Origin of the sequence: Marinobacter pelagius (assembly GCF_003315345.1) — a bacterium.
Taxonomy (GTDB): domain Bacteria; phylum Pseudomonadota; class Gammaproteobacteria; order Pseudomonadales; family Oleiphilaceae; genus Marinobacter; species Marinobacter pelagius_A.
Genome location: NZ_QNRO01000004.1, coordinates 114,315 through 139,668, shown reverse-complemented (window position 1 = coordinate 139,668; position 25,354 = coordinate 114,315). Strand labels below are relative to the sequence as shown.

General features: G+C 59.8%; 21 protein-coding genes. 17 read left to right on the top strand and 4 right to left on the bottom strand.

Annotation, left to right across the window (positions count from 1 at the left end; all coding sequences use genetic code 11):
- Positions 1–161: 161 nt before the first annotated feature.
- The 15 genes from DET50_RS05650 to DET50_RS05575 all read left to right on the top strand — a co-directional run bounded on the left by DET50_RS05650 (position 162) and on the right by DET50_RS05575 (position 17,988).
- Positions 162–929 carry an SDR family NAD(P)-dependent oxidoreductase gene (locus DET50_RS05650; protein WP_113861903.1) on the top strand — a complete coding sequence of 256 codons (768 nt, stop codon included), beginning with the start codon at positions 162–164 and terminating at the stop codon, positions 927–929.
- 70 nt (positions 930–999) lie between these two features.
- Complete coding sequence (locus DET50_RS05645) at positions 1,000–2,073, top strand: phosphotransferase (protein WP_113861902.1); 1,074 nt, start codon at positions 1,000–1,002, stop codon at positions 2,071–2,073.
- Between the two features lie 9 nt (positions 2,074–2,082).
- The gene (surE, locus tag DET50_RS05640) at positions 2,083–2,862 is read left to right on the top strand and encodes a 5'/3'-nucleotidase SurE (protein ID WP_113861901.1); all 780 of its coding nucleotides are present in this window, start codon (positions 2,083–2,085) and stop codon (positions 2,860–2,862) included.
- A gap of 24 nt (positions 2,863–2,886) precedes the next feature.
- Complete coding sequence (locus DET50_RS05635) at positions 2,887–4,554, top strand: long-chain fatty acid--CoA ligase (RefSeq protein ID WP_113861900.1); 1,668 nt, start codon at positions 2,887–2,889, stop codon at positions 4,552–4,554.
- A gap of 164 nt (positions 4,555–4,718) precedes the next feature.
- Positions 4,719–5,582, top strand: a complete 864-nt coding sequence (locus DET50_RS05630) for a branched-chain amino acid ABC transporter permease (RefSeq protein WP_113861899.1) — start codon at positions 4,719–4,721, stop codon at positions 5,580–5,582.
- Positions 5,583–5,584: 2 nt separating this feature from the next.
- Positions 5,585–6,619, top strand: a complete 1,035-nt coding sequence (locus DET50_RS05625) for a branched-chain amino acid ABC transporter permease (RefSeq protein ID WP_113861898.1) — start codon at positions 5,585–5,587, stop codon at positions 6,617–6,619.
- A complete protein-coding gene (locus DET50_RS05620) occupies positions 6,612–7,379 on the top strand; it encodes an ABC transporter ATP-binding protein (RefSeq protein ID WP_113861897.1) in 768 nt (255 codons plus the stop codon). The genes DET50_RS05625 and DET50_RS05620 overlap by 8 nt, the downstream gene beginning before the upstream one ends.
- The gene (locus tag DET50_RS05615) at positions 7,366–8,073 is read left to right on the top strand and encodes an ABC transporter ATP-binding protein (RefSeq protein ID WP_113861896.1); all 708 of its coding nucleotides are present in this window, start codon (positions 7,366–7,368) and stop codon (positions 8,071–8,073) included. The genes DET50_RS05620 and DET50_RS05615 overlap by 14 nt, the downstream gene beginning before the upstream one ends.
- Before the next feature lie 49 nt (positions 8,074–8,122).
- On the top strand, positions 8,123–9,271 hold the full coding sequence (locus DET50_RS05610) for an ABC transporter substrate-binding protein (protein ID WP_113861895.1): 1,149 nt from the start codon (positions 8,123–8,125) through the stop codon (positions 9,269–9,271).
- 338 nt (positions 9,272–9,609) lie between these two features.
- Positions 9,610–11,727, top strand: a complete 2,118-nt coding sequence (locus DET50_RS05600; RefSeq protein ID WP_113861893.1) for a type VI secretion system Vgr family protein — start codon at positions 9,610–9,612, stop codon at positions 11,725–11,727.
- A 22-nt stretch (positions 11,728–11,749) separates the two neighbouring features.
- Complete coding sequence (locus DET50_RS05595; RefSeq protein ID WP_181799935.1) at positions 11,750–12,316, top strand: DUF4123 domain-containing protein; 567 nt, start codon at positions 11,750–11,752, stop codon at positions 12,314–12,316.
- Positions 12,317–12,371: 55 nt separating this feature from the next.
- Positions 12,372–15,791 (top strand): hypothetical protein, encoded by a 3,420-nt coding sequence (locus DET50_RS05590; RefSeq protein WP_113861891.1) that lies wholly within the window; start codon positions 12,372–12,374, stop codon positions 15,789–15,791.
- A gap of 253 nt (positions 15,792–16,044) precedes the next feature.
- Positions 16,045–16,797, top strand: coding sequence for a hypothetical protein (locus tag DET50_RS05585; protein WP_147252196.1), 753 nt, complete (start codon positions 16,045–16,047; stop codon positions 16,795–16,797).
- Positions 16,794–17,648, top strand: a complete 855-nt coding sequence (locus DET50_RS05580; RefSeq protein ID WP_113861889.1) for a DNA ligase — start codon at positions 16,794–16,796, stop codon at positions 17,646–17,648. The genes DET50_RS05585 and DET50_RS05580 overlap by 4 nt, the downstream gene beginning before the upstream one ends.
- An 82-nt stretch (positions 17,649–17,730) precedes the next feature.
- On the top strand, positions 17,731–17,988 hold the full coding sequence (locus DET50_RS05575) for an HP1242/YdcH family protein (RefSeq protein WP_113861888.1): 258 nt from the start codon (positions 17,731–17,733) through the stop codon (positions 17,986–17,988).
- Between the two features lie 127 nt (positions 17,989–18,115).
- Here the strand turns inward: DET50_RS05575 and DET50_RS05570 are convergent, their stop codons facing one another.
- The 4 genes from DET50_RS05570 to DET50_RS05555 form a co-directional block, all read right to left on the bottom strand.
- The gene (locus DET50_RS05570) at positions 18,116–18,586 is read right to left on the bottom strand and encodes a MaoC family dehydratase (protein ID WP_113861887.1); all 471 of its coding nucleotides are present in this window, start codon (positions 18,584–18,586) and stop codon (positions 18,116–18,118) included.
- A gap of 32 nt (positions 18,587–18,618) precedes the next feature.
- The gene (locus DET50_RS05565; RefSeq protein ID WP_113861886.1) at positions 18,619–19,380 is read right to left on the bottom strand and encodes a class II aldolase/adducin family protein; all 762 of its coding nucleotides are present in this window, start codon (positions 19,378–19,380) and stop codon (positions 18,619–18,621) included.
- 131 nt (positions 19,381–19,511) lie between these two features.
- Positions 19,512–20,654 carry an acyl-CoA dehydrogenase family protein gene (locus DET50_RS05560; RefSeq protein WP_113861885.1) on the bottom strand — a complete coding sequence of 381 codons (1,143 nt, stop codon included), beginning with the start codon at positions 20,652–20,654 and terminating at the stop codon, positions 19,512–19,514.
- A gap of 10 nt (positions 20,655–20,664) precedes the next feature.
- Positions 20,665–21,861, bottom strand: a complete 1,197-nt coding sequence (locus DET50_RS05555; protein WP_113861884.1) for an acyl-CoA dehydrogenase family protein — start codon at positions 21,859–21,861, stop codon at positions 20,665–20,667.
- A 325-nt stretch (positions 21,862–22,186) separates the two neighbouring features.
- On the opposite strand from DET50_RS05555, the gene DET50_RS05550 reads away from it, so the two are divergent.
- Positions 22,187–23,512 (top strand): DcaP family trimeric outer membrane transporter, encoded by a 1,326-nt coding sequence (locus tag DET50_RS05550; RefSeq protein WP_220150127.1) that lies wholly within the window; start codon positions 22,187–22,189, stop codon positions 23,510–23,512.
- A 407-nt stretch (positions 23,513–23,919) separates the two neighbouring features.
- Positions 23,920–25,341, top strand: coding sequence for an acetyl-CoA carboxylase biotin carboxylase subunit (locus DET50_RS05545; RefSeq protein ID WP_113861883.1), 1,422 nt, complete (start codon positions 23,920–23,922; stop codon positions 25,339–25,341).
- Positions 25,342–25,354: the final 13 nt, after the last annotated feature.

The following is a 25,354-nucleotide window of genomic DNA, read 5'->3' as shown; positions in this document are numbered from 1 at the left end:
GCCCGGCCCGTTAATACGGGTGCATGAACAAACGGGGAGGCACCTGCCGGGACACGCCGTGAATACGTCCCTGTAGGCTTGAGCAAAACATCCATGTTTTGCACAGTCCCGGCAGGTGCCTCCCCGTTCGTTCCCCAAGCATTAAGCATGAGGATCGAACAATGAGTAATCCCCTTTTTGATATGACCGGCAAGGTCGCTGTCATCACCGGCTCCACCAAGGGCATCGGCCGCTCCATCGCCGAGGAAATGGCCAGATGTGGGGCCAGAGTCGTCATCTCCAGCCGCAAGGCCGATGCCTGTGAGCAGGTGGCCGGTGAATTGAGGGAACAGGGCTTCGAGGCCATGGCCGTTCCCTGCCACGTCGGCAAGAAAGAAGACCTGCAGAACCTGGTGGACAAAACCAACGAAGTCTGGGGCAGCATCGACGTACTGGTGTGCAACGCCGCCACCAACCCGGTCTATGGTCCCACGTCTGAAATGACCGATGACGCCTGGGACAAGATCATGGACACCAACGTCAAAGGCACTTTCTGGCTCACCAACATGGTGCTGCCGCAGATGGCGGAAAAAGGCGAGGGCGCCGTGGTGCTGCTTTCCAGCATCGCCGGCCTGCGTGGCAACACCGTGATCGGCACCTACGGCGTCTCCAAGGCCGCCGAGGCCGCCCTGGCCCGAAACCTGGCTGTGGAATGGGGCCCGAAAGGCATCCGCGTCAACGCCATCGCCCCGGGCCTGATCAAGACCGACTTCGCCAAGGCCCTCTGGGAAGACCCCGTCCGCGTCAAACGCGCCGAGGACAAAACCCCACTCCGGCGCATCGGTGACCCGGTCGATATCGCCGGTCTGGCCGTGTTCCTGTCCACGAAGGCAAGCGCCTACATCACCGGCCAGGTCATCGTAGCGGATGGCGGCGAAACAGTTTGTTGAGGCATGCCTCCATGAATTGGTGGGTGGCCGGCGGGCGACACGTAACGATTAAGTAAGGCTGAATCGAATAATGAGTATGACGCCAGAGTTGGTAGAGGTTCTGCCAGCGCACAAGTTTGATGAGAAAAGGCTCCTTGGTTGGCTACAGAGGGAGCTGCCCGGGGTAGGCGATCGCCTGGAGGTGAAGCAGTTCCAGGGCGGCCAGTCCAACCCGACGTTCCTGCTGGACACCGACAGCGGCCGCTACGTCCTGCGCAAGAAACCGCCCGGAAAGACCCTCCCGTCCGCCCACATGGTCGAGCGTGAGTACCGCGTCATGAAGGCGCTCTCCGACCACACAGACGTTCCGGTACCCAATGTGCGGGTACTGTGCGAGGACAGCGACGTCATTGGCACGCCCTTCTATGTCATGGATTTCCTGGAGGGCCGGATCATCAGCCACTCTGCGCTCCGCGCGCTGGATCGCCAGGATCGCTTGCCAGCTCACCACTCCGCCATCGATACCCTGGCGGCCCTGCACGCGGTGGATGTGAACGCCGTGGGCCTCGGCGATTACGGCCGGCCCGAGGGCTATGTGGCTCGCCAGGTGGCCCGCTGGAGTAAGCAGTACCTGGCGTCCAAGACCGATGAGTTGCCCGCCATGGACAAGCTCATGGCCTGGCTGCCGGAGAATCTGCCGGCGAAAGACGAGACCGCCATTGCCCACGGTGACTACCGATTCGGCAACCTGATGCTGGCGCCGGACGGACCGGAGGTGATCGCCATCCTCGATTGGGAGCTCTCGACCCTGGGCCACCCGCTGGCGGATCTGGCCTATTACTGCCTTCCTTATTACCTGCCTTCCGATATGGAGGGTATGCGGGGGTTGCAGGGCGAGGATCTCGAGGCGCTGGGCATTCCTGATGAGCAGGAGACCATTGCTCGCTACTGCGCAAAGACCGGTCGCGAAGGCATCGACGACTGGCACGTGTTCCTGTCGTTTTCCCTGTTCCGGCTCGCCGCCATCCTGCAGGGAGTCTACAAGCGTGCCCTGGATGGGAATGCCGCCAATGCCAATGCCCTGCAGGTGGGCAAGCGCGCAAGCCTGCTGGCGGATATCGGCTGGAAGATTGCCAGTGATGGTCCCCGGAACGGACGAAACTGAGGAAAGACTATGAACGGTCCGATTTGCGAACGCATCCTGATCACCAACGACGACGGCATCAACGCGCCGGGGCTGGCGATCCTGGAGAACATCGCCCGACAACTGGCGGAGGAGGTCTGGGTGGTCGCGCCGGAACATGATCGCAGTGGCGCCGGCCAGAGCATTTCCATTCACAGCCCGCTGCGGGTCTATGAAACCGGGGCGAAGCGGTATGCCGTCTCCGGTACGCCGGCGGATTGTGTGCTCTATTCCCTGGCCGAGTGGTTCGGGGAAACGCCGCCGGATCTGGTGCTGTCCGGGGTCAATTGCGGGGCCAATATCAGCGATTCGGTGCAGTACTCCGGCACCGTGGGGGCGGTGCTCAGTGCCCTGCATATGAATATTCCGGCCATCGCCCTGAGCCAGGCATTCCTGACCCGGGACGGCATCCGCTGGTCGCCGGTGGAGACCCACGGCGAAGCCCTGATCCGAAAACTCTACCAGCCCGGCGAGGCCCGGGCCTGGAACGTCAATTTCCCGGCCTGCGATGCCGGCGAGATCACTACGGCGCGCTGGTGCCGGCAGTCCACCGGCTCTATCCAGCGCCCGAAGCTGCTGGCTGGGCGTGATGCCCGCAGCCTGCCGTACTGGTGGCTCGGCTTTGAGCGCAGCTCCCGTCACATTGTGGCCCCGGATGCCGATGTCACCGTGCTCCGGGACAAAGCCGTGGCCATCACACCCTTACGACATGAAGACCCCCTGCCAGGGGGTACTGACACCTTTGATTTGTCCGCTGAAGCGGCTGAATGATTCACCCTGGGGAGAATAACAACCATGTTTGAACGTCATTACAAGGTCTGGCCCAAGGAACTGCCCAAAACCATGACCCTGCCGAAAACCAGCGTGTATACCAACCTGGAGATTTCGGCACGACGCTATCCCGACCACACCGCCATCATTTTCTACGATGCGCCCATCAACTACCGGCGTCTTAACGAGGAAGTGGAAACCATGGCCGGCTACCTGCAGGCCCAGGGCATCAGCAAGGGTGACCGGGTGCTGCTGTACATGCAGAACTCCCCGCAGTACGTGATTTCCTACTATGCCATCCTGCGCGCCGATGCCGTGGTCATTCCGGTGAATCCCATGAACCGGGCGGCGGAACTGGAGCACTTTATTGCCGATACCAGCGCCACCATGTGCCTGGCCGGGCAGGAGCTGGCAGGTTTCATCGTGCCCATGATCGGTGAAACCAACCTCGAACAGGTGGTGGTCGCTTCCTATAACACCTACATCGATCCGGAGACCGACCTGGACTTGCCCGCCGAGGTGGCGGCCCCGGCCTGGTCCAAAGAGGTTCCGGGTGTGGTCACCTGGGAGGCGGCGATGGCAGCGGGTCATACCCCGGCCCCTCACACCGCAACGCCCGAGGACCTGGCGGTGATTCCCTACAGCTCCGGCACCACCGGTGCGCCCAAGGGCTGCATGCACACCCATCGCTCGGTGATGGCAACGGCGGTCCACCGGGTGTTCTGGAACCTGACCACGCCGGACAGTGTCCAGCTTGCGACCCTGCCCTTTTTCCATGTCACCGGCATGACCGGATCGATGAACGGCCCGATTTTCACCGGTTCGACTTCGGTGATCATGACCCGCTGGGAGCGCACCACGGCGGCACGACTGATCGAGCGCTACAAGGTCACCGGGTGGACCAACATCGTCACCATGGCGGTGGATTTCCTCTCCAACCCGGATATCGGCAAGTACGACCTCAGCAGCCTGAACATGATCGGGGGCGGTGGTGCCGCCATGCCTGTTGCCGTGGCCGAAAAGCTCAAGCGGATGACCGGGCTGGACTACATCGAGGGGTATGGCCTGTCGGAGACCATGGCTGCCACTCACATCAATCCCACTGCCCATCCCAAGCCTCAGTGCCTGGGCATCCCGGTATTTGATGTGGACAGCCGCATCATCGATGTGGACACCCTGCAGGAGAAAGGCCCGGGTGAGACCGGGGAAATCGTCTCCAGTGGCCCACAGGTCACCATCGGTTACTGGAACCGGCCGGCGGAGACCGAGGCGGCGTTTGTCGAGATCGATGGCAAGCGCTTCTTCCGCACCGGCGATCTGGGCTACTACGACGACGACGGCTATTTCTTCATGGTCGACCGGGTCAAACGCATGATCAACGCGTCCGGCTTCAAGGTCTGGCCCTCCGAGGTTGAGGGGCTGATGTACCGTCACCCGGCGATCCATGAGGTGTGCATCATCTCAGCTCCTGATCCCAAGCGCGGCGAGACCGTCAAGGCCTGCATCGTGCTGACACCGGAAGCCGAGGGCAAGACCAGCGCCGAAGACATCACTGCCTGGTGCAAGGAGCAGATGGCGGCCTACAAGGTGCCGACCATCGTGGAGTTCGTCGATGAGTTGCCGAAATCACCCACCGGCAAGCTGATGTGGCGGGCCTTGCAGGAGGAAGAGTGGAAGAAGGAGTCTCAATAGCGGTACTTTGAAGCAATTGAGGATCGCACAGCGAAACACCATTTTAAAATGTTGACAGTTGAGACGATCAGTGTAATTGTTCCATACAAGACGGCAGGGCCATTCGGCCCTGCGGTTTGAAGCCTCAATAACGCCCGATAACAACAAACACCGGAGGGGCAGACTTGAACCTTTTCTTCCAGCAAATCATCAACGGGTTAACCCTGGGGAGCATCTACGGTCTCGTAGCCCTCGGCCTGACCCTGGTCTACGGAATTCTCCACATTCCGAACTTTGCCCATGGCGCGCTCTACATGGTTGGCGCGTTCATGTCGTACTTCTTCATGACGGATCTGGGTATGCACTACTGGATTGCCATGGCAGGCTCGGCCGCGGTCGTCGCGGTGCTCGCCATCCTGTGTGAACGCCTGGTCTTCCACCCCCTGCGCAATTCCCCGCCGATCCACGACAAGATTGCCGCCATCGGCATCCTGCTGTTCCTGGAAGCGGTGGTGCAGATGTTCTGGGGTTCCGATTTCCGCCGTCTGTCTTCGCCGTTCACCGGCATCATGAACTTCGACGGCCTGATCATCCCGGAGCAGCGGCTGCTGATCATCGTCGGCGCCTTCGCCCTGGTGATCGCCCTGCAGCTGTTCCTGCGCAAGACCATGACCGGCGCCACCATCATCGCCATGGCCCAGAGCCGTGAGGGCGCGTTCCTGGTGGGTATCGACGCCAACCGCGTCGCCATGATGACTTTCGCCATCTCCGGTGTGCTGGCGGCAGTGGCAGCCAGCCTCTACGCACCCATCAACCTGGTGTACCCGGCCATGGGGCACCTGGTGATCATGAAGGCCTTCGTGATCATCATCCTCGGTGGCATGGGCAGCATTCCCGGTGCCATTGCCGGCGGCATGATCATCGGCTTCGCCGAGGCGTTCGGTGGCTTCTACATCTCCACCGCCTACAAGGACATCATCGCCTTCGGGTTGCTGGTGCTGATTCTGTCTGTCCGCCCGCAGGGGCTGTTTGCGAAGGGGGCGCACTGATCATGCTGTTCAAGCTTGGAAGTCTGCTGATGAAGCCCGGTGCCAAGATGGCGCTGCTGGCATTCGCACTTGTGTTTCCGTTCCTGGCGGCTAACGAATACCAGGTCTATGTCATGGCCTCCGCCTTCGTCTGGGCGATCGCGGTCTATGGCCTCAACATCATCACCGGTTACTGCGGTCAGCTGAACCTGGCCCATGGCGGTTTCTTTGCCATCGGCGCCTATACCCTGGGCCTGCTGACCGCCGATGCCGGCTGGAGTTTCTGGCCGGCGTTTGTGGCCGCACTGGTGATGACCGCGGTGCTCGGTTTCTTCGTGGGCATTGTCTCCCTGCGGCTCAAGGAGCACTACTTCGCCATCTTCACCCTGTGCGTGGGCTTCATCATCTACCTGCTGATCGACAAGTGGGAGGAGCTGACCCACGGCCCGATCGGGGTCCGGGATATTGCCGCGCCCTCCGGTTTCGGCCTGGTCGATTTCACCGAGACCACGCCCTTCTATTACCTGGTACTGGCGTTCCTGGTGTTCTCCATCTGGTTCATGGGCCGGCTGTCCCGGTCGTTGCTTGGCCGCACCTTCATTGCCATTCGCAATGGGGATGAGCTGGCCCAGTCCCTGGGTATCAACCTGATGCGCAACAAGGTGCTGGCCTTTGTGCTGTCCACCACCTACGCCGGTCTGGCCGGTGCCCTGTATGCCGGCATGGTGCGGTTCATCGGGCCGGAAGAGGCCAACATCAACCACACCTTCGACATGATTACCTACCTGCTGGTGGGCGGCATTGGCACCCTGACCGGTCCGCTGCTGGGCACCGTGGGCATTGTCTGGATTACCCAGTCCCTGCAGTTCCTGGAGGAGTACCGGATGATCATTTTCGGCCCGCTGCTGGTGATTCTGGTGATCTTCTTCCCGCGGGGCATTACCGGGCAGTTCCTGACCTGGATGCACCACAAGGCCCAGTCCCTTGCTCCGGGCAAGAAACAGAAGGCGAGCAAGGTCCAGACAGCCAGCGCACGGGAGGCCGAGAACAATGCTTAAGGTAGAACACCTCACCAAGATGTTTGGCGGCCTGGCGGCGGTCAACGATGTGTCCGTCGATTTCGAGGCCGGCAAGATCAACGCCATCATCGGCCCCAACGGTGCCGGCAAGAGCACCTTCTTCAACCTGATTTCCGGTCTGCATCAGCCCACCTCCGGGCGAATCCTGCTGGATGGCGTGGATGTTACCTGTATGCCCTGCGATCAGGTGGCCCGGTTGGGCGTCGGCCGCACCTTCCAGACCACCAACCTGTTCGAGCAGGCGACGGTGCTGGATAACCTGATCGTCGGCCATCGCCTGCGTACCCGCTCCGGACTGTGGGACGTGCTGATCAACAGCAAGCGCCTGCAGCGGGAGGAGAAGGCGGCCCGGGACAAGGCCATGGAGGCCCTGGATTTTGTCGGGTTGAACCACGTGGCCGGTCAGTTCATCGCCGATATTACCCAGGAAGAACGTAAGCGCGTGGCCTTTGCCCTGGCGCTGGCCACCGATCCCAAGATCGTCCTGCTGGATGAGCCGGCGGCGGGTGTGAACCCCGAGGAGACCGAGGGCTTTGCCGCCCTGATGCGCAAGATGGTGGATAACGGCCTGACCGTCTGCCTGATCGAGCACAAGATGGACATGATCATGAGCCTGGCGGACAAGATCATGGTGCTGGACCACGGCGAGAAGATCGCCGAGGGCACGCCGGAGGAAGTGCGTAACAATCCGGTCGTGATCGAGGCCTACCTGGGAGGTGATGAAGATGCTGCAGCTTGAGAACGTGGATGTCTGCTACGGCAGCTTCAAGGCCCTCACCGACATTTCCATGACCGTCGATACCGGTGAGCTGGTGGTGCTGCTCGGCGCCAACGGTGCCGGCAAGACCACTCTGTTCAATGCCATCAGCGGTCTGGTCAAACCGGCGGGCGGTGATATCCGCTTCGAGGACAAGCATCTCAATGGTATGAAACCCAGCGCCGTGGTTTCCTCCGGCGTGGTGCAATGCGCCGAGGGCCGGAAGCTGTTCCCGCAGATGAGTGTGCAGCAGAACCTGATGATGGGCGCCTATGTCCATCGCCGGGATCGTGAGGGCAACAAGAAACGCCTGAACGAAGTACTGGAACTGTTCCCCATTCTCGAAGACAAGGCCAACCAGCCGGCCGGCTCCCTCTCCGGTGGCCAGCAGCAGATGGTGGCCATTGGTCGGGCCATGATGAGCCGGCCCCGGCTGCTGATGCTGGACGAGCCTTCCCTGGGCCTCGCCCCGCTGGTGGTCCGGCAGATGTTCGAGACCATCCGCCAGATCAACAGCCTCGGCACCACGGTGCTGCTGGCGGAACAGAATGCCTTTGCCGCTCTCAAGATCGCCGACCGGGCCTACGTGATGGAGAACGGCCGCCTGGTCATGGAAGGCGATCGGGAAGCCATGCTGGGCAATGAAGAAGTACGCAAAGCCTATATCGGAGCTTGATGGCTCCGGACAGGAACCAACGACGAGCGCAACAAACCAGGAGAAAACAATGAAAAAAGTAAAAGCACTGGGTCAGGCTGTCGCAGCGGCAACCCTCGGTATGACTATGACTGCCGGCGCTATGGCCGGTGAGGTCAATATCGGTTTCACCGGCCCGCTCAGTGGCGGTGCCGCCCTGTACGGGGAAAATACGCTGTCCGGCCTGCGCATGGCTGCCGAGGAAATCAATGCTGCCGGGGGCTTTGACCTGGATGGCGAGAAGACAACCATCAACCTGGTGGCCCTGGACGACCGGTACTCGCCCGCACAGGCGGCTACTAACGCCAAGCGTTTGACGCAGGAATCCAACGTACCGGCCATCTTCATTCCCCACTCCGGCGGCGTTTTTGCCCTGCAGGACTTCAACGAAGAAGACAACTTCCTGGTCATGGCTTATACCAGTGTGCCGACGGTCACCGAGAAAGGTAACTCTCTTACCCTGCGGATTCCGCCCACCTTTGACGGCTATGTTCGTGCCTTCACCGATTATGCCCTGGAGAACCTGGGAACCACCCTGGGTATGGCGGGCGCCACCCACGAGTACGCCAAGATCTGGGCCTCAATGATCGAGAAAGAGTGGACCTCCAAGGGTGGCACGGTAGTAGCCAACAACCCGATGGATTACAACAAGTCCGCCGATTTCTTCACCGGCGTGAGCCGCATCATCGCCGAGAATCCGGAGGTGATGTTTGTTGGCGGTGCCTCTGAGCCGACCGGGCTGGTGGTTCAGCAGGCGCGCCAGATGGGCTTCCAGGGCGGCTTCATCGTCATGGACCAGGCCAAGATTGACGAAGTGGCGGAAGTTGCCGGTGGCATGGAGATGGTAGAAGGCGCCATCGGCGTGGTACCCCTGAGCGTCTACGAGACCGAAGCAGCCAAGAGCTTCATCGAGCGCTATCAGGACAAATACGGCAAGATGCCGGGCTCCGAGGCCGCCTATAACTACCTCGCGCTGCACGGCCTGGTGGAAGCCATGGACGCCACCGAGTCCACCGACCCGAAGGTGATCCGCGGCGCTATCGGCAACGCCCTGGCTGACATGGAGACCAGCAAGAATCCGTACGAGGTCACCGACGTGACCGACAAGGGCGGCTTCGTCACCGAAACCACCCTGGCCGTGGTCAAAGACGGCAAGATCGTGCGCGAGGCAATCGAGTAACCTGCCTGGGCGCTTAGCCTCAGGGATCTTGCTCAGGGGTCTGATGAAAACCTTCATCTGACCCCAAGTTCACTTCACAAGCTCTCGGTCAAAATCGGGGTCAGAAGAAGGCTTTCTTCAGACCCCAGGCTATCGGCTAAAGCCGGGGTCAGCTCATACTCAGGGGTCTGATGAACTTGTTCATCTGACCCCATCTTCAATCTCATCTCCCAACTCTGGATTTTCTCCAAACGCACTGGTACCTTTCCCAACTCTGCGGGACCACCCATCAAGGATCCGATGGCTAGTTTCCCCGCACCGATTCAACGGACCGAATCAACCCTTCAAGGACTGAAGACATGCCCCAGGCAAGCGGATTGCAGTTCACCGCCCGTGTCGGTGACTTCCCCTCTGATCATTTCGCCGTGGTCGCCTTCGCGCTGACCGAGAGCCTCTCCGAGCTGTTCCAGGGCCGACTGGAACTGGCCAGCACCGACCCCGACATCTCCGCCGAAGCCATGCTGGAACAACCCGTCGACCTGGTGGTCTGGCAGGATGGCCAGCCCCGGCGCCGCTGCACCGGCGTGGTCAACGAATTCGCCCGGGGCGACACCGGTCATCGCCGCACCCGCTATGAAGTTGTCTTCCAGCCCCCCCTGTGGCGCCTGGGCCTGATGCACAACAGCCGCATCTTCCAGGGCCAGAGTCCCGAGGCCATTATCCGCACCCTGCTGGAAGAGCGAGGCATCGTGGATACGGTCTTCGATCTGAAACGAGCCCCGGAAGAGCGGGAATACTGCGTCCAGCACCGGGAAAGCGACCTGGCCTTTATCGAGAGGCTGGCGGCGGAAGAAGGCTGGCATTACCGCTACCAGCACGGCAGCGTGGACGGGGAAGAGCAACCGGCGTTGGTCTTTGCCGATCACCACGGTGATGCCCCGAAACTGGAGCCGGCACCGTACAACGGCCGGGCCGGTGGCAGTACTCGCCAGCCCTGTATTTTCCGCTTCAAGTACCAGGAACGGGTCCGCGCCGCGTCCGTCGCGCTCAAGGACTACACCTTCAAGAACCCCGCCTACGCCCTGATGCACGAGCAGGGCGTGGCCGACCTGAACCATCGCGAAGACTACCAGCACTACGACTACCCCGGCCGCTTCAAGACCGACGCCAGTGGCCGGCCCTTTACTAAGGCCTGCCTGGACGCCCTGAGAAACGACGCCGCCACCGGCGACGGCGAAAGCAACCGCCCGGATTTCACTCCCGGCGCGAAAGTGCTGCTCACCGACCACGATAACGAGGCCCTGAACCGGGAGTGGTTAATCACCGCCGTCACCCACACCGGCAAGCAACCCCAGGCCCTGGAAGAGGAAGGCGGCCAGGAGCCCACCACGTACCACAATTTCTTCAACGTGGTGCCCGCGGACAGAACCTGGCGACCGAGAACAGGCCACAAGCCAATCATGGACGGCCCCCAGATCGCCATCGTCACCGGTCCGGAGGGCGAGGAAATCCACTGTGACGAACACGGCCGGGTGAAGGTCCGTTTCCCCTGGGACCGCTATTCCAACAACAATGACCGCAGCAGCGCCTGGCTCCGCGTCAGCCAGGCCTGGGCCGGTGGCCAATACGGCTTGATGGCACTACCCCGGATCGGCCACGAGGTGATCGTCAGCTTCCTGGACGGCGATCCGGATCAGCCCATCATCACCGGCCGAACCTACCACGCCACCAATCAGCCACCATACGAACTACCGGCGCACAAGACCCGCACCACCCTGAAAACCAAAACTCACAAGGGCGAGGGCAGCAACGAACTGCGCTTTGAAGACGAGGCCGGAGAAGAACAGATCTACCTCCACGCCCAGAAAGACCTGGACCTGCTCACCGAACACAACCGCACCGAGGTCATCCGTAACGACAATCACCTGACCGTAGAGAAAGACTTTTTCAGCCACATAAAAGGCAGCAGCCATCACACCGTGGACGGTGAAAAGCGCGAACAGACCGGCAAGGACCACAGCTTCAGCGTAACCGGCACCCTCCACCTGAGAGCTGGCACCGCCTGGCTCAGTGAGTCCGGCACCGAACTGCACATCAGGGCCGGTCAGAAGGCGGTTATCGAGGCCGGTGCCGAGATTACGCTCAAGGCCGGGGGCAGTTTTATGAAGATCGACCCCGGTGGCGTTGCCATGGGAGGCGCGGCTATCAGGATGAATGCCGGTGGCTCGCCAGGTAAAGGTTCCGGGCAAAAGGTCCGGATGGCGGAGATGCCGGAAGTGGTCAGGGAGCAAAGGATCGTCGTGGTACCTGCTCAGCTTGCCGATGTCAGCCAGCGATCGGACGCGGCTGCCTCCCCCGGCTTCAGGAGTGCTCTGTTGACGGCAGCTTCGGAAAGAGCGCCAGCGCAGCAACTCTGTCAAAGAAAGCTCGACGGAACCTGCGATGTCCGCAACTGCCCCTGTACCAGCCATGTCTGAAATGCTGCCGGGTTTCCAACAAATGCTTGATCGTCACCGGACTGCCCGGGACCAAGGTTGCCTGTTGATCATTGATGCCGCGAGGTATGAAGAGGGGGAGGTGCTCCGGCAGATTTACACCCTGGACGATGATCCGGATTGGTGCTGGCTGTTTGATCAAACGCCATTTGAGCAGGACAGAGACGCCGGTCCCATTGTGGTGGCGACCACTCCCGACAGCTTGCTCTGTCAGCACGCCGCCACCGGATGGGCGGCGGATGAAGCAGTACTGGTGCTCGTGTCCGGGCGGGAACCGGATGAGGCGCTGGCCGGCTTCCGGCAAAGTCTGATGGTTCAGCTGGAGCATTACGGGCCGTGTTTCCTGCGCCCCTATGACAGCCGTTTTCTTGAGATGATGGCCGCGTGCCGGCCTGAAGCGGTCGTCAGCCTGATTGGAAAAGGGGATCTGCTGATGTGGAGTATTGATCACGGAGGCGAGGTTGATTGGTCGAGTACGGTCGGTATCAAGGAAGACTTCCGTGGCCTGAATTATGAGCAGGATGCCGCCTTTGAACGGCTCTTGGCCTCGGTGCGCGGGTTTTCCCGCTAATTGTCAGGATCGGCCCGCGCAGGATGTGCGGGCCTTAAGAAAAGGAACTTCAACAATGTCAGCCATCAAGGCACCACCCTGTTCACCGTCCAGTACCTTCTGGCTGGAACTGACCGGAGAGCAGTCTCTCGCAGGCCATCACTACTGCCTCCATGAGCGGAACGGCGATCATGAAGACGTGATTCTCATGGAGCCGTGCACGGACCGGCGCGGCCGAATGGGCCCCATCCTGGCTGGTCATCTGGAAGCATCCAAAAAGCGGTCACTTGTGCTGGAACTCCAGGGTGACAGCAAAAAGGTCGTGATTCCGGTAATCGAGAGTGAGGAAATTGGCCCGCAGGCTCTGAAACCGCATCAACGGGAATACCAGGACAACCTGATGGTTGCCGTACATCCGACGCTGTTCTGTGATGCCGGCGAGCTGACCCGGAATCGTCCGGTTAGCGGCTTTGATGAAGCTATCCCGGCGCCCATGCGCACCGGCTGGATCTATGTCTTTTTCCGTGGCCGGCTGTGGCGTGAAGTGTCCGTCATGACCCTAGAGGATCGAGCGCCGGTCATGCGTGACACCGATCTCGCTTCAGTCCGGGCGAGTACTCCGGATCGAGCGAACGACCGTGCACCTGTCGGGCCGGAAATCGACGTGATCCATGTGCCCGCTCGACTTCTCGGGTGTGATGTCTGGGATGAGGTGCAGCTGGCGTTCAGCGAGACGCAATGGTCCTGGGATTATGTCCAGGCCCTGGAGAAGGATCAGTCACTTTGTAATCAGCGATGCCGTGACGCCCGAGCGGTTCGGGCATTCCTGGAGCGGCATCGGGGGCATCCCGGAAGCGACTGGTGCCGGTTGGATGACATGCCTCCGATGCGCTCAAGAGAGCAAGCAATCGAACGCGATCACACCTGCCCCGGACACTGGTTGCGTGATGTTGAGGGCAAGGAAGCACGTGCGGCTCAGCAGGCACTGGTGCTACAACGTGAGGCCATTGAGTCAGACGACGCGAGCGTCGACGCTGATTATTTTATTGAGACACCATCCCTGTTTCCGGGTTGGCGTCACACCCATCTCCGCGGCGCCAGGCTCCCGGACATTACCGAAGGGACCGATGGGTTCGAATCACTCCGGAATCGCCATCTGCTCACTCTACACCTCCGTGATCCTCTTCAGTCTGCCCGGCATCTAGTGGGGCAGGTCAATGCCTCCCTCGCGTTGTTGCTGGCCCTGGTGGATAACATCAAGGAACGGCCTTTCGGTATCACGGCGGAGCTGTTCCATAACAACTTCCGGCGCAGTGTGCTTCCCGACGGCAGAGACAATCCGCTGTACATCGACGGTGGCTGGTTCGACAACCGGCTGGATGACAGCGATGAGGGCCGTCTCTGCCGAACCATGTATGACGTTGAACGAAGGGCGATACGCGAGTTTGTGAAAGAGGCACAGGCGGCGATTGTCCGCATGCTGGAGAATACGCAACCAGAGAGCTTGACCGCGGTGCTCCGTGACCTGTTTGCCCTTGAGTCTGGCAATGCTGTCGCCGGTTTCTACCAGACGGTGTCTATCCTTCAGGTGCTGTCGTTGCCCGCGGGTCGCATTGATCCCCTACTGTTGCCCCAGGAAGTTGACGAGGAGGCGGAGCAGAGTGCTGAAATGCTGGCGCTCCGCATCGCCCGGGGTGAGCACCCGGTGGGGGCAATGTTGCTGCCATTCAACAACAATCGGCAGGAATGCCGGATTGGCGATGCCACCGCTGAAACCCTCCGGGCCATGGTTGCTGCCCTGGAGGACCGAAGCCAGAGCCTGCGCGTGCTGGAGGGCAACGTTGTCCGGGAACTGGCTGATCACCAATCAGAGACCCGAGGGCCTGATACCGCCACGGTCCTCGCTGCGACAAGATCTGCGAGCAGTGCTTTTTCAGGTATAGCTGGCGGCGTAGCCCAATGGTGGCTGGGGACGATCCAGCAAGAACTCCAGCGGAAAGGCGCCACATTCAGTGCGGAAGTCAGCCGGATCCAGGGGGCTTTTGAGGGTTTTGCCCAGGCGGCGATTCCAGGCCGCACCCGGGTCCAGCTGGAAGGCACGGAAGAAGGTCGTGCGTTCGTGGTGCTCGAGGTTGTGGATGAAAGTGGTCAGACCCTGACTTCCGGGGCGGCGGTGGGAGCGTCCCTCAGGCTGGCGGAGGCTGACGCTTTTGATGGTACCGTCAAGGACCAAAGGGTACGGCACTGGCTGCATCAGAGTACCACCAGCCCGGTGGGGTTGCCGGGGATTCTGGTGGTTTTTGATTTGTGGAATTTGGGGGTGGCGTTTGCCTCACTGAATGCTCCGAATTCCCGGAATGTAATGGGCTTTCTCAGTGCTGCTTCAGATCTGGGAGTGAGTGCTGCGCAACTTATTGCTTTGGTCCCAAACCAACCCCGGAGACTTGCACTCGAAGTCTCGAAATGGAAAACGGAAGCGAGATGGTTTTCCAATCTTGCAGAGCAATTTGGTACGAACGACCGTTTGGCCAATTCAGTTGTGCGTAATCACGTCGAAGCCGGCGGTTGGCTGGCCGGTATGTTCACCACAGCACTGATCCTTAGTGACGCCGTGACTTCATTTCTGCATCAGCGCTGGGGAACCGGAGCGGCTCAGGTAATCCAGGCGTCTGGTGTGGCCACGACGACCAGCGCGGATATTATAGCAGCGCGAATTTTAACTCCTGCAGGTCGCAGAGCTGTTGAAAGGTCATCGGTTAAGGCTGTTCAAGCAGCATTGGGGCGGTTGATACCCGCGGCTGCGAGCTGGGGAGGCACGGTAGCATCCGGTTATGTTACGGCATTGGGGTTTGCGGCCTATGTCTTGGGAGAGGCCGCCTACTATCGCCTCAAAGATGATGCTGTCAGTCAATGGCTCAGGGCCGGCCCCTTTTCGGGCGACCTGAAGGAAAGGGATGACGCGTTTGAGAATGAGAGAGTTGCCTATATCGAACTGGTCAAGGCAATGACTCCCGTGGCGTTTCGACGTATTGAAAACGAGAGAATGTCCGAATGGCTGAATGCTCATAGGCTAAACGCATGGGAGGGGCATGCACAGAGTGTTCTGACCTTTGCCAGTCCCGCCCTGACGATAACCGGTGAGCCCGCCGACATTGAGCTGGATATCGTCTTTGAACAGAAACTGTATCGCATCCTTGGCCCGAATCCGGCTGGTGGCTGGCAAACCGAGACCCTGGCCACCCGTTCTGGTCTAATCGGTCGGGGCATTGAAGAGCGTTACGACGCTGATCGTCAGGCTATCGATTTCCTGATAGCTGGCACTCAGTTGTCGGATTTGAGACCCAGAGGACGTTATGAGCGGCTAACTACTCGCTACCGCGTCGAGCGATTGTCGCTCACCTTTACCCTGGATGTCTGGCATCGAGAAACACAGAAATACACAACCCGGAGAGTGACCCACACCATGGAGGACCTGGATGTCGAGTGGCAAAAGTAGTTTGGCGGAGCGAGTGGATGAGTATAACGATAATGCCTTCCGAGCCGATGCCATCCCGTTACAACAGCCACTTGAAGATCCTGGCGGTTTTGCCAAGGCATTGGAGGGCGGAGATTTCATAGAGCGTCTGCCTTGGGGGCATTACGCTGGACTGGATATTAATCTCAAGCCCAGCTCAGTCGGGATTTACCAGAAAAGAGCAAAGGGTAACGGAGCAACGCGCCTGGCAGGCCCAAAGTGGACGCATCAAGCCATGCCAACGGACTTCATCAAAACCCGGTGGCAGCTTTTATTGATGTTCGCTGGCGGTTTCGCTGATTACTACATGTTCGGGTTCTGGATGTTCTGTGCCATTGTCACTTTTTTAGCTGCGGCGATTCAGGCCGGCATTGTGGCTGCGTTCATCCACGCCACGTCTCCGATAATAGCCATTGTGTGTCTACACCTCTTCTTTCGCTATCCCTTCATCTGGTTCCTCGAACGCCACCCCGACTTTATCGTCAAGGACCTGGGCTGCGGTTTCTTTCGCCCGACCGGGATGGTGAAATTCCGTACCTGGCGCGAGGAAACTTTCGAGGCGCCGTTTATCGAGTTTGATCCCTACATTTCCTTTCATGTGAACCCCAAAGGCCCCACCAGCTGCAAGCTCCAGTTGCGACACAGGTACACCGGGTGGCAGACCGCAGTGGCGTCTGTGCACTCCACCCTCAAGCATGAACTCTATGCCCACTGGGACGAGCTGCAACGTTATATGGATGTGAGCCAGCCGCTGCCTGATATTCCGGCTCTGGAACCCTATCGGCACCTGGATCCCACCACTGCAGAGCACGACGCCGCCGGCAATCGTGGCCGCCCGGCAGACTACTGGGCCACGCTGGACCTTGAGTGGTGGGAGAAGGAAGGGTATCCCGCCCATCTCAATGCCATCCGGGAGTTTCCGTGGAATCAGTTGCGGGACCGGATGCAGGACAGTGTTCCGAATCTGAACGCCGGAGCCATGGTGTGAGGTGCATCGCGGCCCTGTTACTGCTTCTGGTGTTTGTTGCCGATCACGCCTATCCGGAACCTCGCCCCCTGCCACTGGCGAATGTCTACCAGAAGGGCGTAAATCTCGCCGACTACTGGGTCAGTGAAAAGCTTGATGGTGTTCGGGCCTATTGGGATGGGGAAAAGTTGTGGTCCCGGGGAGGGCACGTGTATAAAGCCCCGCGTTGGTTCACCGGGGATTTTCCGACGCATCCGCTCGACGGTGAGTTGTGGCTGGGGCGGGGACGGTTTGCCGAGCTCTCGGGCATTGTGCGCACCGCCAGGCCGGACGAGGCGAACTGGCGAAAGATAGCCTTCCATGTGTTTGATATCCCTGTGACAGATACTCCTTTCTTTGAGCGCTACGAAAAACTGGAGCGACTGGTCCGGGCCTCTGAGTCAGATTATCTCAGGCTGGTGGAGCAGACGCCGATTTCCAGTCACGAGGCCCTGGTCGTGGAGTTGAACCGAGTCGTGGCGGCCGGCGGCGAAGGGCTGATGCTCAAACGCAAGGCTTGCCTCTATCTCGCAGGGCGGTCGGATGACCTGCTGAAAGTGAAAACTTTCCAGGATGCCGAGGCGGTGGTCGTGGAGCACATCGAAGGGCAGGGCAAATACGAGGGGTTGCTGGGATCGCTGCTGGTGGAATTGCCGGATGGTCGCAGGTTCCGTATCGGTTCCGGATTTTCGGACGAGGAGCGGGCCAACCCGCCGCAACCGGGGCAGCAGATCACCTTCAAACACCACGGCTACACAGCAACCGGCTTGCCCCGCTTTGCCAGCTTTCTGCGGGTTCGGCGGGATGAGCCGGAAGCGGCTTCGCCACAGTGATGTTGACCGGCATCAAGATGGCACTGACCATGGTTTCATAGACTGGATAAAAGAACCTCTTTCACCCTGGCAGGAGCCAACCATGTCCCTTGAAAAACACGATCTGATCCACGAGCTGCCTGAGTCCCGCGACGCGATCCACATGCTGAAAACCGGCAGCACGCATTTCGCGAAGCTGTTCGATGAGTATCACGAACTGGATCATGAGATTCATCGCATCGAGAGCGGTTCTGAGAACACCTCCGATGAATACCTGGAGGACAAGAAGAAGCAGCGCCTGCATCTGAAAGACGAGCTGTACTCAATGATTCGGGAGTACGAGGCCTCTTTGGCCAGCTGAATCTAACGGCGCTTGATTGGTCCAGACATGGGGTCAGAAGAACGCTTTCTTCTGACCCCGTTTTTACATCAGGCTTGGTCCGAATTTCTGGCCCCGGGGAACTGTGACCCCGGATTAGCTGTTCCTTTTACTGTTTCCGGGGTTCCAGGACGTACATAGCCAGGTTATCCGCCACGCAGGCGGGCTTGCCCTCGCCGCGGATTTCGATGGTGGTGCGGTAGGTCGCCAGCACTCGTCTGTCGTCAACCCGCGTCAGGTCCTTCAGCTCCACCTTGCTGCGGATTTCCGCTCCCGCCTTTACCGCCGCCGGGAAGCGCAGCTTGTCCAGGCCATAGTTGATCGTGGCGGCAGTGCCGGTGACCTTCAGCGCCTGACTGTTGAGCATGGGGATCAGGGAGGCGGTGAGGTAGCCGTGAGCCACCGGGCTTTTCCAGGGTGACTCACGCTTCGCCCGCTCGACATCCACGTGGATCCACTGGTGATCGCCGGTGGCATCAGCAAACGCGTTGATCATGTCCTGGCTGATGGTGGTCCAGGGGCTATGGCCGATGACCACACCCTTGTAGTTCTCCAGGTCGTTGATCGCGATTGAAACCATGGGATTCTCCTGACAGTCGGTTGGCGAAGGAATCACACGCCGTAGCCGGGATTCTTGCTGTCCAGCAGGCGCACCAGAGCCGGCCAGGTCAGCTTGGCAGCCATACCCAGGGACTGGGACTGATCTGCGGTCGTCCGGATTGCCTGGTCCGAGGGCATATGGACCGGGCCGCAGCTTTGGGCCTTGACCTGGATCTCGCAGGCCTTCATCAGGAAATACAGGTAGGTGAAGGTCTCGGGCACATCCTTGCCGGCGGTCAGTACGCCGTGGTTGCGCAGGAGCATCATCGATTTGTCGCCCAGGTCCCGGATCAGGCGCTCCCGTTCATCCAGGTTCAGGGCAACGCCCTCGTATTCGTGATAGCTCAGGTGCTCCAGGCACAGCATGGCGGTCTGGCTCAACGGCAGCAGTCCGTCCCGGTGGGCCGAGACGGCGACGCCATCGGCGGCGTGCAGGTGCATGACGGCCCCCGCATCCTCCCGCCCCATATGGACGGCGCTGTGAATGGTGAACCCGGCCGGATTGACTCGGCTGATACTGCCGGACTCCACCACCTCGCCATTCTGATCGACTTTCACCAGTGAGGAGGCAGTGATTTCATGGAATAGCAGGCCGTAGGGGTTGATCAGGAAGTGGTGTTCCGGGCCGGGTACCCTAGCCGACAGGTGGGTAAAGACCAGGTCATCCCAGCCAAACAGGGCAACCAGCCGGTAGGCGGCCGCCAGTTCGGTTCTCACCTTCCATTCGGCTTTTTTCAGGTCTGCGGGGTCCTGGGGTGCGGTGTCTGTTGTCATGGTTATCACCTCTGCAAGAGGACAGCAGACACGCCGGCCGCTGCCCGGAAACAAAAAAGGGGATGGCTGTTGGGCCACCCCCGAAAAGGCCTCTGACTGGCAAGAGGCCCCAGGCTCACTTAAGAAGGGGGTTAGCTGGCCTGTAACAGGGTGGCGTAACGCTCCAGATGGAAATCGTCATCGCCGAGCTGGTGGTTGATCATGATCAGGCGTTTGGCGTAATGGGCGAAGTTGTATTCCCAGGTCATGCCGATACCACCGTGGGACTGGATGCCCTGCTCGGAAATGAACTGGCCACTGCGGCCGATCACGTTCTTGGCTGCGGCCAGAATCCGGCGCCGCTCGTCGCTCTGAGGTTCATCGGCCACGCTGGCCGCCAGGATGGCCATGGAACGGGCCTGCTCCAGTTCCGACATCATGTCCACCATGCGGTGCTGCAGAACCTGGAACCGGCCAATGGGCACACCGAACTGCTTGCGCTGCTTCAGGTACTCCAGGGTCAGATCACAGGCCACTTCCATCACGCCTACAGCTTCGCCGCACAGGGCAGCGATCGCGCGACCGGCCTGGTACTCGATAACTCCGGCCCCCTGGCCTTCCTCGCCCAGCAGTGCATCCGCGCCAACGGTGACGTTGTTCAGGAACAGGTCGCAGCCCTTGGCACCATCGATGGTCGGGTAGGTGCGACGCTCGAGCCCTTCGGCATCGGCGGGTACGAGGAACAGGCTGATGCCGTCGGCATCCCGGCTGTCACCGGATGTGCGGGCCGAGACCACCAGTACATCAGCGCAGTGACCGCCGATAACCACGGCCTTGCGGCCGTTCAGGACATAGTTGTCACCGGATTTTTCGGCGCGGGTTTCCACATCGTTCAGATCGTAGAAGCTCTGGGGCTCCTGCAAACCCACAGCCGCCCGGGTTTCACCGCTGGCAATGCCGCCGAGCCACTGCTCTTTATGCTGGTCATTACCGGCCTGGGCGATCAGCCCGCCGCCCAGGACGACCGATTGCAGGTAGGGTTCGATACACAGGCCACGACCGAGTTCGGTCATCACACTCTGCACTTCCACGCCGCTGCCGCCAAAGCCGCCCAGCTCCTCGGGGAAGGGCACGGCGGTGAGGCCCAGCTCACCAAGCTGTTTCCAGAAATCCTCACTGAAGCCCAGCTCGGATTCGCTGTACTCCAGGCGTTTTTCAAAACTGTACTCACCGCGTACCAGGCGGGCCACGGTGTCCTGCAGCATCTGCTGCTCTTCGTTGAGTCGGAAATCCATGGTCGCCTCCTTAAAGCCCGAGAATCATTTTCGACACGATGTTCTTCTGGATCTCGTTTGATCCGCCGAAAATCGACAGCTTGCGGTTATTGAAGTACTGGGCGGCCAGCGGTGCGGCGTTCTCGTCTGAGAGGTAGTCGCCGTCGTAGTCCAGATCCAGTTCCTCCTCCACGAAAGGAATCGCGTAGGGGCCGATTGCGCGGCGGGCCAGGTCGTTGATGGACTGGCGAATTTCGGTGCCACGCACCTTGAGCATGGAGCTCTCCGCTCCCGGAACACCGCCACCTTCGACGGAGGCAATGATGCGAAGGTTACTGATCGCCGCCGCCATCAGGTCAATTTCCACCTGGGCAATACGCTGGCTGAAGGCGGTATCTTCGATCAGTGGCTTGCCGTTCTTCAGACGGCGGGATGCCAGCTCCTTCAGGTGCTGCAGGGCGGCTTTGGACAGCCCGATCCCGGCCAGGCCGGTCCGCTCATAGGTCAGCAGGAACTTGGCATAGGTCCAGCCCTTGTCCTCCTCGCCCACCAGGTTTTCCACCGGCACTTTCACGTCCTCGAAGAACACCTCATTGACCTCGTGCTCGCCGTCCAGGGTGATGATCGGCCGCACGGTGATGCCCGGTGTATTCATGTCGATCAGCAGGAAGGAAATGCCTTCCTGGGCTTTCACCTCGGTGTTGGTGCGCACCAGGCAGAAAATCATGTTGGCGTGCTGGCCCAGTGTGGTCCAGGTTTTCTGGCCATTGACGATGTAATGGTCGCCATCGCGCACGGCTCGGGTTTTAAGGGACGCCAGATCGGAGCCGGCACCCGGCTCGGAGTAACCCTGACACCACCAGTCTTCGCCACTCAGGATGCGTGGCAGGTACGTCTGTTTCTGCTCTTCGGTGCCGAACTTGATGATCACCGGCGCGACCATGTTGACGCCGAAGGGAATGGAGCGAGGTACCCCGTACCGGCAGGATTCTTCATCCCAGATGTGCTTCTGAACCGGAGTCCATTTCACACCGCCGTATTGTTCCGGCCAGTGAGTGGCGTACCAGCCCTGTTCGCTCAGGATTTTCTGCCAGCGCTGATGGTCCTCTTTGGACAGCCGCCGGAAACCTTTCACCTTGGCGGCGATATCCGCCGGTAACTTCTCATCCAGGAACGCGCGCACTTCGTCACGGAAGGCCAGTTCCTCGGCCGTGTAGTTCATGTTCATGGGATAGCCTCTTTTGCATTACAGCGAAAATATATACCGCATAGCAGAATTACTCAATGATCCTGCAATTTCCGGGGCTGTGTCAATGATAAGTGAAATACGAAAACACCTAGCGGACGATCAATTTCATAAAAATTAGTTTCGCTCCTTGTTGATGCAGAGATGCTTGTCTATATTGTCTCACTCGGAAGCTGGTACTGCTCAGCGGAATAATAAATCATATAAATATCGCTCTGCGAAATCAGATTTGAATTCTTCTGGTATAGGCCGGCACCGGAAAGACCAACAACAACGACATCAACCGATTCCGATACGAGGTCAAGAGATGACAACAACAACACCCTTCAACACCCGTCCACTTGCCCGCGCCGTCGCCCTGGCCGGTGCCCCCCTGATGCTGATGGCCGCAGCGACCGCAACCGCCCAGGACAACAGCGAGTTGCAGGAGCTGCGAGTCCGGGTGCAGCAACTTGAAGAAAAGCTCGCCGGCGCGGTATCAACGGCGCCCGAGTTGCAGGAGGACAACACCTACCTGCTGCGAGATGGTGATGGCATCAAGATTGGCGACACCACAATTTCCTTCGGCGGTTTCATCAAGGCGGATGCCATCTTCGGTTCCGGTGGCAATGGCTCCCTCAACAGTTACTCGATCGGCCTGCCGCGGACCTTTGCCAAAGCGGCCGCGAACGGCAGCAGTGACTGGAAGACCGGCTTCAGTGCCCGGGAATCCCGGATCAGTATCGGCACCAAAACCGAGGATGTCGTTGGCCATAATCTCACCACCTACATCGAGATGGACTTCAACCAGGACCTGAACGACGGTTTCAGTGAAACCGGCAACGAAATCGTCTCCAACAGCTATTCGCCACGCCTGCGCCAGGCCTACGCGTCATGGAATGGCTGGGATTTCGGCCAGACCTACACCACCTTTACGGATCTGGCGGCGATGCCGGAAATCCTGAACCAGGGCAAACAGGCCGCGTTCATCTATGTGACCCAACCCATGCTTCGTTACAACATGGCGGCACCAGGGGGCAAGTTGATGATGGCGCTGGAGAACCCTGAAGATGGTTACTACGGCAACTCCTATGATGACCAGTCCTACCCGGACCTTACCGCCCGTTACCAGATCCGTGGAAACTATGGCTTCTATTCCGTTGCGGGTGTCCTGCGCAACATCGAGGACGACGCCGCCGACGAGACCAAAGTGGCCGGCGCTGTATCACTGAGCGCACGCATTCCCACCATTGGTCGGGATGACCTCCGTCTGCAGTACAGCTATGGAGCGCTGGGCCGTTATATGGGGCTTCTGACCTATCCCGACGTAGACCTCGGCGCACTGGCCGCCGGAGAAGTCGAACCCCTGAAAACCTACGGCGCCACGGCGGCTTACCGCCATTTCTGGTCGCCAGCCTGGCGCTCTTCCCTGGTACTTTCCCACACCGAGATCGTGGATGACCTGGAGTTCTCTCCGAAAGGCACCCTCAGCTATTTCGATAGCTCCACTTCGGTCCACGCCAACCTGTTGTGGTCCGCTCATAAGAACCTGACTCTGGGCCTCGAGTATGCCTATTGGGACTTCGGGGAAATCGCGACCACCGGCAGCGAGCAATATGAGCAGGTGATGGCTTCGGCGAAGCTGAGCTTCTGATCGCCAAGACCCCTCTCTGAGGTGGATGATGCCTCAGGTGCTTTGCATTTTCTTACCCCGGCTCACGCTCCCCCGAGCCGGGTTTTTCTAGTCTTTTTCCAATTCTTTCGAAATAAAAACCGAGATTCCCTCTGGCAATAGTTCGAAAAAATCGAGGCATTGGACCCAGAAAACCGTATTGAAGACTGGTCTTGATCACGTGAAACTACGTACGACTTTCGTCATACCGTAGGACGCCCATGCAGGACGCCCCAAGTAACGCCAGATTCCCTGCGCCAGAGTTTGTGATACTTCTGGTGCTGCCCCAGGCACCGCCCCTGGCCTGACGGCCAGTCATCGGGTGGCGTCATTGCCGCTCACATCGACCTCTCGAAAACGAACGACTTCCACCACCTGGAGGATATTCCATGGCTATACGGAAGCTGCTGATCGCCAATCGCGGAGAGATTGCGGTCAGGATTGCCCGGGCCTGTAGTGAACTGGGTATTCGCTCAGTTGCCATTCATTCTGAGGCTGACGAGTACTCCCTGCACGTCAAGAAAGCCGACGAAGCCTATCAGATCAGCAAGGATCCCCTGTCGGGATACCTCAATCCCCATCATATTGTGAACATGGCGGTGGAAACCGGCTGCGATGCGCTGCATCCCGGCTACGGTTTTCTGTCGGAGAACGCTGAACTCGCAGCCATCTGCGAGCAGCGCGGTATTACTTTCGTGGGGCCTTCCGCCCACGCCATCTCGTCCATGGGCGACAAGACACAGGCCCGCCAGACGGCTCTTGCGGCGGGCGTTCCGGTGACCCCCGGTTCCGAGGGCAATCTGGAAGATGTCGAGGACGCTGTTACCCAGGCCGCTGACATCGGTTACCCGGTTATGCTCAAGGCCACCTCCGGAGGTGGCGGACGCGGTATCCGCCGCTGCGATAACGAGAAGGAGTTGCGCCAGAACTACGAGCGGGTGATTTCCGAGGCCACCAAGGCCTTCGGCAGCGCCGAGGTGTTTCTCGAGAAGTGCATCATTGAGCCCCGTCACATCGAGGTGCAGATTCTGGCCGATACCCATGGCAACGTCGTGCATCTGTACGAGCGTGACTGCTCGATCCAGCGCCGCAACCAGAAGCTGATCGAACTGGCGCCGTCACCGCAGCTGGAGGAGAGCCAGCGCGAATACATCGGTGACCTGGCCAAGCGGGTCGCAAAGGAATGCGGCTACGTCAATGCCGGTACCGTGGAGTTCCTGCTGGATCACGATGGCAGTTTCTATTTCATGGAAATGAACACCCGGGTACAGGTGGAACACACCATCACCGAAGAAATTACCGGGGTGGACATCATCAAGGCTCAGATCCGTATTGCTGCGGGCGAGCCCCTGGGCTTGAAGCAGGAGGACATCAGCTATCGCGGTTTCGCGGCCCAGTTCCGTATCAACGCAGAGGACCCGAAGAACGGCTTTCTGCCAAGCTTTGGCCGGATTAGCCGCTATTACTCCGCCGGCGGTCCCGGTGTTCGCACAGACGCCAACATGTACACCGGCTACGAGATCCCACCCTACTACGACTCCATGTGCGCCAAGCTGATTGTCTGGGCCATGGGCTGGCCGGAGCTGATTGCCCGGTCGCGCCGGGCTCTCGGAGACATGGGCATCTACGGTGTCCAGACCACCATTCCCTACTACAAGCAGATTCTGGAGCATCCGGATTTCCAGGCCGCTGATTTCAATACCGGCTTTGTCGAGCGTAATCCGCAGTTGCTCGAGTACAGCACCAAGACCCGCCCTGAATCCATCGCCACAGCCATTGCCGCCGCCATTGCGGCCCAGGCGGGCCTGTAAAAGAACATCGGAG